Origin of the sequence: Streptomyces sp. NBC_00572, from assembly GCF_026341815.1 — a bacterium.
Classification (GTDB): Bacteria; Actinomycetota; Actinomycetes; order Streptomycetales; family Streptomycetaceae; genus Streptomyces.
In genome coordinates this window covers 282,082-296,808 of sequence record NZ_JAPENX010000002.1, presented here as the reverse complement: position 1 = coordinate 296,808, position 14,727 = coordinate 282,082, and the positions used below count along the sequence as shown (strand labels likewise).

The 14,727-nt window shown below is 69.7% G+C and carries 15 protein-coding genes; 8 read left to right on the top strand and 7 right to left on the bottom strand.

Annotated elements, in window-relative coordinates:
* Positions 1-21: 21 nt before the first annotated feature.
* Positions 22-681, top strand: a complete 660-nt coding sequence (locus OG514_RS33675) for an MSMEG_1061 family FMN-dependent PPOX-type flavoprotein (RefSeq protein WP_266901255.1) — start codon at positions 22-24, stop codon at positions 679-681.
* A gap of 192 nt (positions 682-873) precedes the next feature.
* The gene (locus OG514_RS33670; RefSeq protein ID WP_266901254.1) at positions 874-1,086 is read left to right on the top strand and encodes a hypothetical protein; all 213 of its coding nucleotides are present in this window, start codon (positions 874-876) and stop codon (positions 1,084-1,086) included.
* Positions 1,087-1,202: 116 nt separating this feature from the next.
* Here the strand turns inward: OG514_RS33670 and OG514_RS33665 are convergent, their stop codons facing one another.
* The 5 genes from OG514_RS33665 to OG514_RS33650 form a co-directional block, all read right to left on the bottom strand.
* Positions 1,203-1,769, bottom strand: a complete 567-nt coding sequence (locus OG514_RS33665; RefSeq protein ID WP_266901253.1) for a HutD family protein — start codon at positions 1,767-1,769, stop codon at positions 1,203-1,205.
* Between the two features lie 434 nt (positions 1,770-2,203).
* Positions 2,204-2,479: a hypothetical protein gene (locus OG514_RS33660; protein ID WP_266901252.1), complete on the bottom strand. Its 276-nt coding sequence runs from the start codon at positions 2,477-2,479 to the stop codon at positions 2,204-2,206.
* A 202-nt stretch (positions 2,480-2,681) separates the two neighbouring features.
* Entirely contained in the window at positions 2,682-3,062 is a 381-nt protein-coding gene (locus tag OG514_RS33655) for an HIT family protein (RefSeq protein WP_266901251.1), read from the bottom strand.
* 564 nt (positions 3,063-3,626) lie between these two features.
* Complete coding sequence (locus tag OG514_RS39535; protein WP_353962715.1) at positions 3,627-3,986, bottom strand: transposase; 360 nt, start codon at positions 3,984-3,986, stop codon at positions 3,627-3,629.
* A 217-nt stretch (positions 3,987-4,203) separates the two neighbouring features.
* A complete protein-coding gene (locus OG514_RS33650; protein ID WP_266901250.1) occupies positions 4,204-4,584 on the bottom strand; it encodes a DUF2185 domain-containing protein in 381 nt (126 codons plus the stop codon).
* A 306-nt stretch (positions 4,585-4,890) separates the two neighbouring features.
* On the opposite strand from OG514_RS33650, the gene OG514_RS33645 reads away from it, so the two are divergent.
* Both OG514_RS33645 and OG514_RS33640 read left to right on the top strand, forming a co-directional pair.
* Positions 4,891-5,724: an NAD(P)H-binding protein gene (locus tag OG514_RS33645; protein WP_266901249.1), complete on the top strand. Its 834-nt coding sequence runs from the start codon at positions 4,891-4,893 to the stop codon at positions 5,722-5,724.
* 114 nt (positions 5,725-5,838) lie between these two features.
* Entirely contained in the window at positions 5,839-6,417 is a 579-nt protein-coding gene (locus OG514_RS33640; RefSeq protein ID WP_266901248.1) for a suppressor of fused domain protein, read from the top strand.
* Between the two features lie 402 nt (positions 6,418-6,819).
* On the opposite strand, the gene OG514_RS33635 is transcribed toward OG514_RS33640, so the two are convergent.
* Together OG514_RS33635 and OG514_RS33630 are read right to left on the bottom strand one after the other, a co-directional pair.
* On the bottom strand, positions 6,820-7,158 hold the full coding sequence (locus OG514_RS33635; RefSeq protein WP_266901247.1) for a co-chaperone YbbN: 339 nt from the start codon (positions 7,156-7,158) through the stop codon (positions 6,820-6,822).
* Positions 7,159-7,370: 212 nt separating this feature from the next.
* Positions 7,371-7,859 (bottom strand): carboxymuconolactone decarboxylase family protein, encoded by a 489-nt coding sequence (locus tag OG514_RS33630; protein ID WP_266901246.1) that lies wholly within the window; start codon positions 7,857-7,859, stop codon positions 7,371-7,373.
* Positions 7,860-8,455: 596 nt separating this feature from the next.
* Here OG514_RS33630 and OG514_RS33625 point away from each other — a divergent pair.
* The 4 genes from OG514_RS33625 to OG514_RS33610 all read left to right on the top strand — a co-directional run bounded on the left by OG514_RS33625 (position 8,456) and on the right by OG514_RS33610 (position 14,727).
* Positions 8,456-9,964, top strand: a complete 1,509-nt coding sequence (locus OG514_RS33625; protein WP_266901245.1) for an aldehyde dehydrogenase family protein — start codon at positions 8,456-8,458, stop codon at positions 9,962-9,964.
* On the top strand, positions 9,961-11,487 hold the full coding sequence (locus tag OG514_RS33620; protein ID WP_266901244.1) for a GMC family oxidoreductase: 1,527 nt from the start codon (positions 9,961-9,963) through the stop codon (positions 11,485-11,487). The genes OG514_RS33625 and OG514_RS33620 overlap by 4 nt, the downstream gene beginning before the upstream one ends.
* The gene (locus OG514_RS33615) at positions 11,484-12,554 is read left to right on the top strand and encodes a glycine betaine/L-proline ABC transporter ATP-binding protein (protein WP_266901243.1); all 1,071 of its coding nucleotides are present in this window, start codon (positions 11,484-11,486) and stop codon (positions 12,552-12,554) included. The genes OG514_RS33620 and OG514_RS33615 overlap by 4 nt, the downstream gene beginning before the upstream one ends.
* A 193-nt stretch (positions 12,555-12,747) precedes the next feature.
* Positions 12,748-14,727: a proline/glycine betaine ABC transporter permease gene (locus OG514_RS33610; RefSeq protein WP_266901242.1), complete on the top strand. Its 1,980-nt coding sequence runs from the start codon at positions 12,748-12,750 to the stop codon at positions 14,725-14,727.

The following is a 14,727-nucleotide window of genomic DNA, read 5'->3' as shown; positions in this document are numbered from 1 at the left end:
CCGCCCACTAAAGTCGGTGGCATGACGACACCCCTTGTCAGCAGTGCCTTCGACTCGCTCCGCCGCGACGCCGTGCCCGACCAGGAGGCGTTGCGCCGTGTCTACGAATTCCCCAAGGACACGGCAATGCGCAAGCAGATGACCGAACTCACCGATCAGACCCAACGGTTGATCGGCTGCTCATCGCTGGTCCTGGTCGCCAGCGCGGACGCCGAGGGCAACTGTGATGTCTCCCCGCGCGGCGGCCCCGCCGGGTTCGTCGCCGTACTGGACAAACGGACGGTGGCGATACCGGACGCGACCGGAAACAAGCGTCTGGACACCTTGCAGAACGTCATCGCCACCGGACGGGCTGGACTGCTGTTCTTCATCCCGGGGCGCACCACCACGCTCAGGGTGAACGGTCGGGCCTGTGTCTCCACCCGCCCGGACCTGCTGTCGCAGCTGACCGCCGTGGGCAAACCGCCTGCCAGTGCGCTGGTGCTGGGGATCGAGGAGGTCTACCCACACTGCCCCAAGTCGCTCCTGCGCAGCGGGGCCTGGAAGCCGGAGCAGTGGCTGCCGGCGGACGCGCAGCCGACTTCGGCCGAGGTGACGCTGGCGCAGCTGCGGATGCCGGAGCTGACGATCGCTGACATCGAGCATGCGGAGGCGGATTCGCTGAAATACCGGTACGAGTAACGGCCAGCCCTGCGCTTGCTGCACCATCAGCGCGCCAACCCCCCCAGACCAGTACGCCCCAAGAACAATCGCGGGTCAGCCCGTGAGGTGTTGGTTGCTTCTCGCCGTGTCGGCATGGTGGGAGCCCCAAGGCCAGGTGGCGGAGATCCACATGGGGAGGCGGCGTCCACTGTGGGTGAGTCGAGCAGCTGTGTGCAGCAGCCGGTAGCTGACTTCATCGGCTCGGCGGTGGCCAACTCTCCTGCCGGCGCGCGCGTGGTGTCGGACTTCACACTGCTGTATGCCTTCGTCCATGTCGAACTGGGGCAGTTGGGCGGCGGGGTATGGGCGGTCGTGCCGGACGTCGATGCGGGTGCCGTTCGGGTATTCGCCGGGTCGACCATGCGGGTCGGTCCGGCGACCTGAGGCCCTTCACGCAGGGAACCGTCCTGCTCCAGTCGAGTGCTTCCATCGGGCCGCGGTCCCATGGAAGCCGTCCGATGACGGTCATCCGATGGCGGCGCCGGCTGCTTGACCAGATGTCACTCCGTCGGCGTGACGTCCGCCCACAGTGCCGATGCGTCGGGCGAGAGCGGTGTGACTCCTTCGCCCGACGGGTTGTCGTCGTCCCACCACACGCCCTGTCCGGACGCCAGGACACGTCCGTCCTCGCCTGTCTGCCAACGGCCGCGCAGGACGTAGAACACCCCGGCGTGCCCGACCGGCGGTACAACCCGACCGGCGACCCGTTCCACCCGAGTCGTCCAGCGACCGCGCCGCACCATGATGTTGAGCACCCGGCAGGGACCACTGGGGAGTTCGGCCGAGAGCGCGAGGTCGCCGGAGAACGCGAACGGCTCGCCCGCACGTGACAGCAGCCGCTCGAACACCCCGGGGCAGCTCAGCCGGACACCATGGCCCGCCAGCAGGGTGAGTGTCCGGTCGACTCCCGGAAACGCCGAGAACGGCCCGTCCCGGTCGATATCGGCGACGCTCGCGCGCCATCCGAACTCCTCGGTGCCTGCCGACCGGGAGGCGATCTCCCTGGTAGCACCGCCGCCGTTGCGCCACCGACCCGGCGTCAGCGTATCGACATCGAAGTGGCGCATGGGTGGCTCCTGAGCTGCGTGCGGTAGTACGGATCACGGGTACGGATCACCCCTGAGCGGCGCCCTCGGGTGGCGAGCGTGCGCCGGAGGGCGACGGCAGTGTCCAGGAGGGCCGAGCCGTCGACATCGGCGTGCCCGCCAACGCACTATATGCGTCCTCCCCGTCCTCTCCGCCCTCCTCGACCCTCCCCGTACTCCCGTCCCGCTGTGGACGTCGCTCTGGTCCGTACTGCTCTGCACGATGATGGCACCGGAGGCTAGCCTGAGAGCCGCTGCTTATGGGCATCAGTCCGAAGGTCTTCACCGTCACTCGCTAAGGACCGCGACCAGCGCGGTCGCTTCGTGGGGGATGGCGAGTTCGTCCTACCTGATGGCGACTGCGCGGTGGCGCTTGAGCTGGTTTGATGCCGCATTCGACCACGTGCCGCTGCTTGTCATCGGTCTGGGCGAACATGGGTGGCCGACCGCCGAGGGAGCCGAGATTCCGCCTGTTGCGGACCCGGTCCGCAGGGATGCCCTCCTTCCGCCGCCCCGGCGGCGTGCTGATGGGCCCGGCAGACGGTCGAGTCGACGTTCACGTCCCAGGTGATCAAGCCCTTCGCGTCCGTCCGTGCCTGGAGCTGGGTGACGATCCGGGCCCAGGTGCCGTCCCGTTGCCAACACCGGAAGCGGTCATAGATGCGCTCCCGTTGGCCGTACCTCTCGGGCACCTCCGGCCACGGAGCGGCGGTCCGGGTCCGCCACCCCTATGCCGTCAATCAGCTGTCGCCGAGTCCACACCGGCGGACGGCCCACCTTGATGGCCTGCGGCAGCAACGGCTCAGCCTGGCCCACCGGCCATTCGCCGGATCCCCACGTCCCACAGAAAGTGATCATTCACGACCAAGATCTACTTTCACAGCAGGCCCTGCGTCAGCCGTCGTGGTGGCCGTAGGTGTCGAAGATCTGCTCGGGGTTCTCACCCCGGAAGACCACATGCCAGTGCATGTGCTTGGACTCCTGATAGAGCCCCAAGTTCGTGGTCACCGTGCACGATCCGTGCTCCTGCTCGACTTCGGCAGCGACCTCGCGCACCAGACCGACGACCTCGTTCAGCAGGTCCGGATCGGCGTTACCGAGGTCCGTCAGTGACGGCACGTGCTCCTTGGGGATCACCACGATGTGGACCGGGTACGACGGATTGGTGTGGTGGAAGGCGAGTGCTCGATCCGTCTCCGCGACCGTCTCAATCGGCACCCGGCCGGACAAGGCCTGGTTGCAGTAGAAGTCGGAGACGGCAGCACCATTTGTCACAGTCGGTAACTTTCCGCAGTCGTTGGGCGATCTCGTCACCAGTGCATCTGGCGTGGGTCGCCGCCCACGGGAGTCAGCCGTACCAACGTGAGCGGGAGTGAATTCACCGTACACAACGGGCTCTTGTGGTCAGGCGAGGTGAGCGCGTTTCCCTCCGACCCCGCGTCAACTCGCACCCGATCGCGTGACTCAGTGCCAGTCGCCCCCACAAGTCGAACAAGTCGAAGCCGGCTGCCAGAGGTCCTTCTCCGTTCTGTCGCCCTGCACCTCGTACTGCTCGGGCGATCGCGCTCCTCATGGCGATGTCGCCGTTTCGGCCACTCCCCGCTGCGACCACGGCCCTGCGCCATGGGGGTCGACGTGTACGGCACGGATGCGGGCTACCAGGGGCGGGCAGATCGTCGGTGGGGCGTACTCCTCCCGCAGGGGAGTGAGCGGGCCGGACCCGGGGCCGCCCGGGTCCGATGCGGGGCACTCGTATCGGTGGCATCACGGTGGTGAACTGAGTGCAGTCGTGGGTGTTGCCGCCCTTCACCACGAATGCGAGCGGACGGCCACCGCCCGTCACCGGCCAGGCGGATCTTGCTGGTCAGGCCGCCTCGGGACCGGCCGCGGGCCGGGTCGCGGAGCCCCTCTTTGGGCTCCGGCCGCGTGCCGATGGGCCCGGGAGGTGGTGGAGGCGACTGGCACCAGCCAGTCGAGGCCGCTCGCCGCGTTCGCCTTCGTCTGGGCCGCCCGCAGCATCCGGTCGAGCGCCCCGTCCGCCGCCCGCCTGCGGAAACGGGTGTGGAGCGTGGCCCGCCGCCCGAAACGCTCCGACACGTCCCGCCACGCCGTTCCGGTCCGGAACCACCACACGATCCCGTTCAGGACACTGCGGTCGTCCAGCCGCTTCCGCCCCCGCAACGACTCGGGCAGCAACACGGACGAACGAACTCCCTCTCGGCATCGGACAGTTCATGACGACGTATCACGCCCCTGTGATCCACCGCGCAAGATCATTTGAGGGCGCCCCCTGGACTGCCCAGTCCTGCAAGGCTGCCGTCACCCTTGCACCGCTCCAGGTGTGGGCATGACATCAGGCGGCAGGACCTCGTGGGCGCGCGGATGGCGGACGGGCCGGAACGTGTCCCATGGCCGATCAACCCTCCTGGCCCGCCCGGTGCTGCGGCGGGACGTAGGGGGCGCTCCGGGGGGCCTCGCGGCCCGACTTGGTGTCGACGATCAACACGCCACGGCCCTCACGGACGATCTGGAGGTCCGCCCCGACCGGAAAGTCGTAGCTGCCGATGAGGGCCGGTTCGATGGCGCAGAGCTCGTTGAGGTCGACGGGCCTCCAGTTCTTCGGGTTCGGCAGGTAGTCACCCGTGTCGGTGTCGCCCAGGATGCGCCAGCCATTGTCGGCCGGCTGCCGGGACGGCTTGCGATGGACCCAGCGAATCCGGCTCTCGCCCTCAAGAACGCTTCTTGTTGCCAGGCTCGCTCCAGCGCCGGGGATGAACTCCGGGTATGGGCGGGACATGTGCTCCTCCTGCGGTGATCGGGGCGGGTGTCCGCACCCGCCCCAACGGCCGTACGGGCAGGCCTGGCCTTCGCCCCTCGGCACAGGTCGCGGCCCGCAAGGACAAGACCGAGTCCGGATCCATCCTGCAAAGCAGCCGCTACCCTCACTGGCGCTGGTGCGGGCGTGAGATCTGACGGCAGACCTGGTCGCGTACGGATGTACGGGCCCAGCCCGTGGGAGTGGCCGGACGCTCCTTGACCTGAAGCTTGGTTGAGGTTCTAGTGTGTTGCCTACTTGATCATCTGATGACGGGAAGATACACCCATGATCCTCGTGACCGGAGCTACCGGAAACATAGGCAGTGCCCTGCTGAAGGAGCTGCACGCACGCGGTGTCGGGCCGCTGAGGGGGCTCACGCGCGATGCTGTACGGGCCGTCCTTCCCGACGGGGTTGAGGCCGTGGAGGGCGACTTCATGGAGCCGGCTTCCTTGAAGCCCGCGTTGCAAGGGGTGCGTTCGCTGTTTCTCGTGTCACGTCTGGGCCCGGACGCCGACATACTCGAAGCCGCCCTGCAGGCGGGTGTGGAGCACGTCGTGCTGGTGTCGTCCATCACCGTCCAGACCCACCCGCACCTCGACCCCGCCGGCGAGAACTTGGCGGTGGAGCAACTACTCAAGGCAAGCGGCATGGCCTGGACAATCCTGCGACCGACGCAGTTCGCCTCGAACGCGCTGATGTGGGCCGACTCTATCCGTGGCCACGAGACCGTCCGCGCACCGTACGCCGAGACCGCGCTGCCAACCATCCATCCTGCGGACATCGCGGCGGTGGCACGGGTGGCACTGACCGAGCCCGGCCACCACGGACGCACGTATGCCTTGACCGGTCCCGAGCAGGTGACCGCCCGGCAACAGGCCGAGGCCATCGCGGAAGCACTGGACCGGGAGGTTCCCTTCGCCGAGATCAGCCGTCAGGAAGCCCACGCACACATGGCCGCGGTCTTCGGCCCGGAAGCCGCGGAAGCCGTTCTCGACGTCACGGGCGGAGACGTGAACGACGAGCTGCTGATGGTGCGCGACACGGTTGCACGGATCACCGGAACTCCCGCCCGCCCCTTCCGGCAATGGGCTTCGGAAAACGTCAACGCCTTCCGCTGAAGCGCCTGGGCTTGAGTACGTTCTTCGGGTCTGTCGCAATCGGTGCGATCGGGCGCGTCGGCGGGGCCGCACCCCAGCTGACGAGCTTCGAGGGTCTGGAAGCATCATGATCGGATGCCGAACGCCGCAGCACGTACCGCTCTGCTCGACCACCTTCGCAGCACTCTTCCTGGCCGCGTCATCGACGAGGTCGCCGGGGTGGAGGGGCCGATCGAGGACCGCGCGCCCGGGTTCCGGATCTTCCGGATCCACCCCGCCCATCCGGGGGACTGGTGGCTTTACGTGACGTCGGGCTGCTGGGAGGCAACGCAGCACGATGGTCACGGGACGGAGTTCTTCCTCGCCGCACCGCGTGACGAGTGGGTCAATCTGGAGAGCGTCACCATGAACGCGTACTACCACTGCGGGCCTGTTCAGCAACGACTCGACGTCGGACACACCGTCCCCATCGGTCGGCCGTGGCTGGACGACTCGGCGTGTGATCACTACCTGGTGAGCCTGCCTTATCCCCTGGGGCCCGAGTTCGAGGTCTGCACCTGGAAGGGTGGGGCCCACGCCCGGATTCTGTGGCTCCTGCCGATCACCAGGGCTGAGAAGGACTTCCGGCGGGACGACGGTTTGGAGGCCCTTGAAAGCCTCTTCGACGAGCACGCGATCGACCCGGTCGATCCCCGGCGGGCATCCGTCGTCTGATCGGCCAGGTCTCCGGGTCGGCCACCGTGCCGGGCGCCGGATCTTGTGGCCGAGAGCCGGCTCGCGCCATGAGGAGTATCCGTTCGCGGAGGAGTCGAGGCCGGCCTGGCCGTAGCCCTGGCGCTTGATCTGCTTCACCCGCGTCACCTGGTCTTCGACCTGACCCGATCCCCAGGGGAGGGACAGGCCGGCGATGGCTGCCTTCTCGTCGTACCGGAGCCCCTGTACGAAGTCCCGGATGGCCGGCCGACCGTCGCGCAGGACACCGTTGATCCAGTCAGGCCGTTCTTGGCCGCGGCGGTTGCTCATCATGTCGGCGAAGCCGCGGACGCGGAGGGTGGCGGCTTCCGGCTCGGGGCAAGCGGAGTGGGTCTTGGTGGCGTTCGGCGGAGGCATCGGGTCTCAGACGTGGCCCTCCAGGAACTCCCGGAGCTCGACCGTGGTCAAAGGCCCCGCGCGGTGGGCCACCGCCTCCCCCTCCTTCAGCAGGACGCAGGACGGGGCTCCGGTGATCCCGAACCGTTCGGTTGTCGCCGGGCAGCGCGTGATGTCGGTTCGGACGGCGGTCAGGCGGCCCGCGTACTCGTCGGCGATGCCACCCACGACGAGGTCCATCACCCGGCAGGGCTCGATGGCCTTGGGCCATGTCCCGGTGAAGTACGCGAGGACCGGGGTTCCACTCATCCTGAGGATGAAATCGAACTCCGCGTCCTCACGTGGCTGGTGAACCCGCTTCGCCATGGAAGCTCCTGACCTCGTGTTCCGTCTTTCCGGCCCCCATCATCCCCTGCGCGATGCGGCGGGCCGGCCAGGACACCAGGCCCTCCACCTGCGTCGGACCGCCAGGACCTGGGCACCGGCAGTCCGTGACGCACCGGCGACGGGCAGGCCGGGCGGGCCGTCATCGACTGCGCCGGCGCCCGCGTGCATGGAGGGGACGGGACGGGCAGGGGTCAGTCCCACTGCTGGTCGGCGAGGGAGTCGACGGGCTGGGGCTTGCCGATGACGGCCAGGGCGATGAAGAAGTTGATCTGGCCGATCGCGATGGTGAGGGTGGCCAGGGCCTTCTCGTCGTAGTGCCTGGCCACCTCGGCGTACAGGTCGTCGGAGACGCGCTCCCTGCCGTGCGGGGCGGGCTGGAGGGTGGCCTCCACGAGAGCGAGGGCGGCGCGCTCGGCGTCGGTGAAGTACGGGGCGTCCTGCCAGGAGGAGACGGCCGTGATGCGCGCCTCGGACTCCCCGGCCTTGCGCAGGAAACCGGTGTTCAGGATCGTCAGGTAGGTGTTGCCGACGATCTGCCCGGCGCGCAGGTGGACCAGACTCATCGTGGTGCGCGGCACCGAGCGGTTGCCCGTCGCCCGGAACAGGGCGGCACTGACGTCCTTCAGCTCGGGCACGAACTCGGAGGGGTCGGGCATCCGGGAGATAGAGGTGTTCGTCATGGCTGCTCTCCTTGTACTGCGACTTGTACTGCGACTTGTATCGCGACTTGTCATGCGGCTTGTGCTTCGGCCGGGTTGGCGTCTTCACAGCACTGACGGAGCGGCGCACGAAGATGTGACCGGAGCCGGATCGATCCGTCTGATCGTTCCTCCACGCACAGCGTCCACGCACAGCCCATTGCAACGTGAGAGTCTCTGGCGCTACGGCTACCTGGCCGGGTAGGTGCATCGATAGTCCCGATTTCACCTGTATTAATAGTTCGCTTGGTGCAATGGAATCGATGTCGCCTTCGTGAATGCAATGTAGCGTTTCTGCATTTAGAAAGATAAAAATCGACAGGCTGAACTCTCGGTCGGTGAGGCCTGGGGTGCGCTGACGTCACCCGCGACGGCCTGTGAGGCCGCCGTCAACTCCACCGGAGCGAGTGGGCCCTCCGTGCAATCCGTTCCCTATGTCCCTACTTGAACCGACTTCAAGCGTGAGTCAGAACACTCTCCGCAACACATCGCGCATGGATTCCAGAAGCCAGGGCAGGCGGCCGAACCGCCGGTGCTACCGGTAGGGGGACTCAGAGGAACGAAAGGCCATACGCGACGTGACGGCAGCACAACAGACCATCCATGTGGGCGGAGAGTGGCGCGCAGCCCTGTCCGGCGCCACGCGCGAGATCATCGACCCCGTCGACGCGACCGCCTTCGCGGTCGTCGCGGAGGGCGGTGTCCAGGACACCGACGACGCCGTGACCGCGGCGCGCGCCGCGTTCGACGACGGTTCCTGGCCGCGTACGCCGGTCGCCGATCGGGCCGCCCTGCTGCGGCGGGTCGCCGACCTGCTGGAGCGCGACCGCGAGCGGATCGGCGCCCTGGAGAGCCAGGACGCGGGCAAGACCCTGGAGGAGGGCCGCGTCGACGTCGACTGCGTCCGCGACGCCTTCCTCTACTTCGCCGACCTCGTGGAGAAGGAGGACGGTGGACGGGTCGTCGACGCGGGTTCGGACGACATCCGCAGTGTCGTCGTGCAGGAGCCCGTCGGCGTGTGCGCCCTGATCACGCCGTGGAACTATCCGCTGCTCCAGGCGAGTTGGAAGATCGCGCCCGCCCTGGCCGCCGGCAACACGTTCGTGATCAAGCCCAGCGAGATCACCCCGCTGAGCACCGTCGTACTGGTCGAACTGCTCCTGGAGGCCGGACTGCCCCTCGGCGCGGCCAACATCGTCACCGGCCCCGGTCACACCGTCGGTGCCCGGCTCGCCGAGCATCCCGATGTCGACCTCGTCTCGTTCACGGGTGGTCTCGTCAGCGGCACGAAGGTCGCCAAGGCGGCCGCCGACAGCGTGAAGAAGGTCGCCCTCGAACTGGGCGGCAAGAACCCCAACGTCGTCTTCGCCGACGCCTGTTCGACGCCCGAGGAGTTCGACACCGCCGTCGACCAGGCGCTCAACGCCGCTTTCATCCACAGCGGCCAGGTCTGCTCCGCCGGCTCCCGCCTCATCGTCGAGGAGTCGCTGCGCGGGCGCTTCGTCGCCGAGCTCGCCCGCCGGGCCGAACTGATCCGCCTCGGCCGCGGCACCGACGAGGGCGTCGAGTGCGGGCCGCTGGTCTCCGCGGCCCAGGTGGCGAGGACCGAGGAGTACGTGGCCTCCGCCCTCGGCGAGGGCGCGGTCCTGCGTGCGGGCGGCGAGAGGCCCGCCGGCCCCGGCTACTTCTACCGGCCGACCGTCCTCGACCGGTGCCACCGCGGCATGCGGGTCGTCCGCGAGGAGATCTTCGGCCCCGTCCTCACCGTGGAGACCTTCCGCACCGAGGAAGAGGCCGTCGCCCTCGCCAACGACACCGAGTACGGCCTCGCCGGCGCGGTGTGGACCTCCGACGAAGACCGCGCCCGGCGGGTCGCCGCCCGGCTGCGCCACGGCACCGTCTGGATCAACGACTTCCACCCCTACCTGCCACAGGCGGAATGGGGCGGCTTCGGAAAGTCCGGCATCGGCCGCGAACTGGGCCCCAGCGGCCTCGCCGAATACCGCGAGGCCAAGCACATCTACCAGAACCTCGCTCCGCGCCCCGTGCGCTGGTTCGCGGGCACGACGGAGAAGGACCAGGCATGAACGACCAGCACGTGTACGACTACGTCGTCGTCGGCGGCGGCACCGCCGGTTCCGTGATCGCCTCCCGGCTGACCGAGGACCCTGACGTCACCGTCGCCGTCATCGAGGGCGGCCCCAGCGACGTCGGCCGCGACGACGTCCTCACCCTGCGCCGCTGGATGGGCCTGCTCGGCGGCGAGCTGGACTACGACTACCCCACCACCGAGCAGCCCCGCGGCAACTCGTACATCCGGCACAGCCGTGCGCGGGTCCTGGGCGGCTGCTCCTCGCACAACACCCTCATCGCGTTCAAGCCACTGCCCTCCGACTGGGACGAGTGGGCCGAGGCCGGCGCCGAGGGGTGGGACGCGGCGGCCATGGATCCGTACTTCGCCCGGCTGCGCAACAACATCGTCCCCGTCGACGAGGCCGACCGGAACGCGATAGCCCGGGACTTCGTCGACGCGGCGCAGACCGCGCTCGGCGTTCCCCGCGTCGAGGGCTTCAACCGGCAGCCCTTCCACGAGGGCGTCGGCTTCTTCGACCTCGCCTACCACCCCGAGAACAACAAACGGTCCTCCGCCTCGGTCGCCTACCTGCACCCCTTCCTCGACCGGCCGAACCTGCACATCGCCCTGGAGACCTGGGCGTTCCGCCTTGAGCTAGAAGGCACCCGTGCCAGCGGCGTGCACATCCGCACCAAGGAGGGCGCGGAGCACGTCGTACGCGCCCGACGCGAGGTCCTGGTGTGCGCCGGGGCCGTGGACACCCCGCGCCTGCTGCTGCACTCCGGCATCGGGCCGCGCGCCGACCTGGAGAAGCTCGGCATCCCCGTCGTACACGACCTGCCGGGCGTCGGAGAGAACCTGCTCGACCACCCCGAGTCGGTCATCGTGTGGGAGACGCACGGCCCCATCCCCGAGAACTCCGCGATGGACTCCGACGCCGGGCTGTTCGTCCGCCGCGACCCGGAGGCCGAGGGGCCGGACCTGATGTTCCACTTCTACCAGATCCCCTTCACCGACAACCCGGAGCGGATCGGCTACGAACGGCCCGCGCACGGCGTGTCGATGACCCCGAACATCCCCAAGCCGCGCAGCCGCGGCCGGCTCTACCTGACGAGCGCCGACCCCGAGGTCAAGCCCGCACTCGACTTCCGGTACTTCACCGACGAAGACGACTACGACGGCCGGACCCTCGTCGACGGCATCCGCATCGCCCGTCGGATCGCCGCGAGCGAACCACTGGCCGGCTGGCTGAAGCGCGAGGTCTGCCCGGGGCCCGAGGTGACCTCCGACGAGGAACTCAGCGCGTACGCCCGCCATGTCGCGCACACCGTCTACCACCCGGCCGGCACCTGCCGGATGGGCTCCGTCGACGACGAACTCGCCGTCGTCGCACCCGATCTGAGGATCCGCGGGCTCGACAACATTCGGATCGCCGACGCGTCCGTCTTCCCGACCATGACCGCCGTCAACCCGATGATCGGCGTCCTCATGGTCGGCGAGAAATGCGTCGACCTGCTGGGAGGCACCCGACGATGAACGACCTGACGCAGGACACCGCCGAACCCGTCTTCTCCGTCCGCGAACTGTGGAAGGTCTTCGGTCCGAAGGCCGACCGCGTGCCCGCCGACAAGGAACTCGCCGCGCTCGGCGCTGCCGAGCTGCGCGAGCGCACAGGCTGCACCGCCGCCGTCCGAGACGTCTCCTTCGACGTACGCAAGGGCGAGGTCTTCGTCGTCATGGGCCTCTCGGGCTCGGGCAAGTCGACGCTCGTCCGCTGCCTGACCCGGCTCATCGAGCCGACCTCGGGCACGATCTCCATCGACGGCGAGGACGTGCTGTCCATGGACAGCGGCCGGCTCCGCGAGCTGCGCCGGCACCGGGCCGCGATGGTCTTCCAGCACTTCGGGCTGCTGCCGCACCGGACGGTGCTCGACAACATCGCGTACGGGCTCGAGATCCAGGGTGTGAGGCGCGGCGAACGACGCGAGCGTGCAGCCGAGTTCGTCACCAAGGTCGGCCTGGACGGCATGGAGCACCGCAGGCCGAGCCAGTTGTCCGGCGGCCAGCAGCAGCGGGTCGGGCTCGCCCGCGCGCTCGCCGCCGACCCCGAAGTCCTGCTGTTCGACGAGCCGTTCAGCGCGCTCGACCCGCTCATCCGCCGGGACATGCAGGAGGAGGTCATCCGTCTGCACCGGGAGGAGGGACGCACGATGGTCTTCATCACGCACGACCTCAGCGAGGCGTTGAGGCTCGGCGACCGCATCGCGCTGATGCGCGACGGCCGGATCGTGCAGCTCGGCACGCCGGAGGAGATCGTGGGTTCCCCCGCCGACGAGTACGTCAGGGACTTCGTCCGGGACGTGCCGCGCGAGCAGGTGCTCACCGTCCGCTCGGCGATGCGCCCCGCGCTCGCCGACGAGCGCGAGACCGGCCCCGCGCTCGCCCCGAGCGCCACCGTCCACGAGGCCATCGAGGCCGTCGCCCGTGCGGGCGTGAACGCGCGGGTCGTCGAGGACGGCCGCTGCCTCGGTGTGGTCGACCACGCGGGACTCCTCGGTGTCGTCGCCGGGGTCCCGGCCGCGTCGCGGAAGGCGGTGGCCTGATGTACGCCCATACGACCTGGCCGCCGCCGGGCGGCACGACGGGAGCCCCCGCGACGGACACGGTGACCTGGCTGCGGCGTGGCGACACGACGGATGGCCTGACCTGGCCGCGGCGTGCCACCACGACCGGTGCCGCCACCCGGCCGTCGCCGTACGGCGCAACCGCCCCCGACGCCACGGGTCGGTGGGGCCGATGACCGCCACCGTCACCCCCGCTCCTCCTCGCCCCACAGCCGCCGCCGACACCGCGCCCGGTGCGCTGCGCGCTTTCGCGCGCCACCGCGTCCGGCTGATCGGCGTCGGCCTCGGCGCGGCCCTGGCTCTCGTCCTCGGCGCCGTGCTTCTGGGCGGCGGCAGCTGGCCCGCGTCGCTCGCCGTCGATCTGTCCGGTCCGCTCGGGCGCACCAGCGACTGGATCATCGACAACCGCGACGGCCACCCCCTCTTCCTCTACTTCCTCGGACACGTCAGCAACGTCGTGGTCGTGTCCGTCCGCGCCGTGTACCTGCTGCTGCTCGCCCTCGGCTGGGCCGGCGTCACCGCCGCCGCCGGGCTGCTGGCCTGGCGGGTCGCGGGCGTCCGACTCGCGTTGACCTCCGTCGCCGCCTTCGGCGCCTGCGGGCTGCTCGGCATGTGGGTGCCCACCATGCAGACGCTCGCCCTGATGGTCGTCGCCGTCGCCGCGTCCGTGCTCCTCGGCGGTCTCCTCGGCCTGGCCGCCGGCCTCTCGGCCCGCATGGACCGGGTCCTTCGGCCGGTCCTCGACACCATGCAGGTGCTGCCCGCCTTCGCGTACCTCCTGCCCGTCGTCCTCGTCTTCGGCATCGGCGTGCCCGCGGCCGTCCTCGCGACGGTCGTCTACGCCGCCCCGCCCATGGCCCGGCTCACCGCGCTCGGGCTGCGCGGCGCGGACGCCGGTGTCATGGAGGCTGCCGCGTCCCTCGGCGCCACCGGCAGGCAGCGGCTGCTCACGGCCCGCCTCCCGCTGGCCCGCAAGGAGCTCCTGCTCGGCGTGAACCAGTCGATCATGATGGCGCTCGGCATGGCCGTGATCGCGTCCGTCATCGGAGCGGGCGGTCTCGGTGACCGCGTCTACCAGGCGCTGGCCTCCGTCGACGTCGGTGCCGCGCTCGCCGCCGGCGTGCCCATCGTGCTGCTCGCCATCGTCCTGGACCGGGTCACCGCCGCGGCCGGAGAGCGGATCGGTACGGCTCCGGCCCACAGGTCCCGGCTCGGCTGGGCCGTCGCCCTCGCGGCGACCGCCGTCGTCGCCGTCGCCGGCCGGCTGTCCGACCGGCTCTCCTGGCCCGACGCGTGGACGGTCGACATCGCCGAGCCCGTCAACGGGGCGGTCGACTGGATGACCGCCCACCTCTACTCCGGCGTGCCCGTCATCGGCGGAACCGCCGACTGGGCGGGGTGGTTCACCACATGGGTCCTCAACCCCCTGCGCGACGGCCTGCAGTGGCTGCCCTGGTGGGCGGTCCTGCTGACCGTGGGCGTCCTCGCCCTGCTCATCGGTACCTGGCGCACCGCCGCGACCGCCGTCCTCGCGATGGCCGCGATCGGCGTGCTGGGCGTCTGGGACCCGGCGCTCGACACCCTGTCCCAGGTCCTGGCCGCCGTCGCCGTGACGCTGTTGCTCGGCGTCGCACTCGGGGTCGCCGCCGCCCGCAGCACTCGCCTGGGACGCGCGCTGCGACCGGTGCTCGACGTCTTCCAGACGATGCCGCAGTTCGTGTACCTGATCCCCGTGGTCGCCCTGTTCGGCGTGGGCCGTGCCCCGGCGGTCGCGGCCGCCGTCGTCTACGCACTGCCCGCGGTCGTACGGATCACCGCCCAGGGCGTACGCGCGGTGGACCAGGCCGCCATGGAGTCCTCGCGCTCCCTGGGCGCGACCGGGCGGCAGCAGCTGTTCCAGGTCCAACTTCCGCTGGCACGCCCCGCGTTGCTGCTCGCCGTCAACCAGGGCGTGGTACTCGTCCTCGCTGTCGTCGTCATCGGCGGCCTCGTCGGCGGTGGAGCGCTCGGCTACGACGCGGTCTTCGGCCTCGCCCAGGGCGACCTGGCGACCGGACTGGTGGCCGGCGCGGCGATCGTCTGCCTCGGCCTGATGCTCGACCGCGTCACCCAGCCGACGGAACGCCGCGACCTCGCGGGAAAGGGGGCCTGA